The organism is Streptomyces sp. NPDC044719 (assembly GCF_056433405.1).
On sequence record NZ_JBWKHE010000030.1, the window covers coordinates 1 to 1,569 of the forward strand.

Genomic DNA, 1,569 nt, shown 5'->3' on the forward strand with positions numbered 1-1,569 from the left:
CGAGGATGTGCTGCCGCTGTCGCCGTTGCAGGAAGGGCTGCTGTTCCACGCGCTGTTCGACGAGAACGCCGCTGACATCTACAACGTCCAGCTGGCGTTTGATCTGAGTGGTGCGCTGGATGCGGGGGTGCTGCGGCGGTCGGCGGAGGTGCTGGTGGGCCGGCACGCCAGTCTCCGTGCCTGCTTCCGGCAGGCCGGCGGTGACGGTGAGCCGGTTCAGGTGATCGCTGGTTCGGTGAGTGTGCCGTGGCGTGAGGTTGATCTGCGCGAGTACTCCGGGGCGGGTCAGCGTGAGCGGGTGGCGCGGCTGCTGGAGGAGGAACGGGCAGCCCGTTTCGACATGGCCAGCGCGCCGCTCATGCGCTTCCTGGTGATCCGCCTCGCCTCCGACCGGTACAAGCTCGTGATCACCAACCATCACATTCTGCTGGATGGCTGGTCGACTCCGCTGGTGCTGCGGGAGCTGTTCGAGCTGTATGGGCAAGGCGGGGACGACAGTGCGCTGCCCGCGCCGGTGCCCTACCGGCCGTATCCGGCCTGGCTGGCACGGCAGGACCGGAATGCGACGGAGGAGGTGTGGCGTGAGGTGCTGGCCGGGGCGGAACCGACGACGCTCGCGCCTGCCGGTCACCGTTCCGAAGCCGGCAGCCGTGGCGAGGTGACGCTTGCGTTGAGTGGCGAGGTCAGTGCTGGTGTTACGGAGTTGGCGCGTCGGCATGGGCTGACGGTGAACACGGTGCTGCAGACGGCGTGGGCGTTGTTGCTGGCCCGGCTGACGGGCAGGGATGATGTCGTCTTCGGTATGACGGTGTCGGGGCGGCCTGCACAGATTCCCGGTATTGAGCAGATGGTCGGTCTGCTGATCAACACGGTTCCGGTGCGTGTCCGGCTCGATGCGTCGCAGTCGCTGGCCGAGTTGATGGGCCGGGTGCAGGAGGAGCAGTCCCGGCTCAGCGACCACCAGTACCTGGGCCTGACCGACATCCAGCGTGCCGTCGGCCAGGGTGAACTCTTCGACACCCTCTACGTGTTCGAGAACTATCCCATCGGCGCAAATGGTACTGACCTCCCCGGCGGGTTGATGATCACCGGGGGCGAAGGCCGCGACGACGTGCATTACCCGGTGAGTCTGGCAGTACTGCCCGGAGAGACACTGAAGCTTCAACTCGGGCACGACACCGGCCTGTTCGACGAAACCGCTGCGCAGCGGATGGTGGAGCGGTTGTGCCGCGTGGTCGAGGCGATGGTCTCCGACGCCGATCAGCGGGTCGTCGCGGTCGACGTGCTGGAGTCCGCGGAGCGCGAGCGGTTGCTGACGGAGTACAACGACACTGGCCTGCCGGTTCCGCAGGCCACGGTGCCTGAGTTGTTCCAGGCGCAGGCGGCGCTGACCCCGGAGGCGATCGCGGTCACGGACGGCGGCACCTCCCTCTCCTACAGGGAGTTGAATGCGCGGGCGAACCGGCTGGCGCGCGTGCTGGTCAGCCACGGTGTGGGTCCGGAGCAGTTGGTGGGTCTGGCGTTGCCGCGGTCGGTGGACATGGTGGTGGCGGTGCTGGCGGTGCTGAA

General features: G+C 67.4%; 1 protein-coding gene. It reads left to right on the plus strand.

What is annotated here, in order from left to right:
• Positions 1–1,569, plus strand: a 1,569-nt coding sequence (locus AC07DF_RS41315) for a condensation domain-containing protein (RefSeq protein ID WP_478982770.1), incomplete at both ends; no start/stop codon positions are given.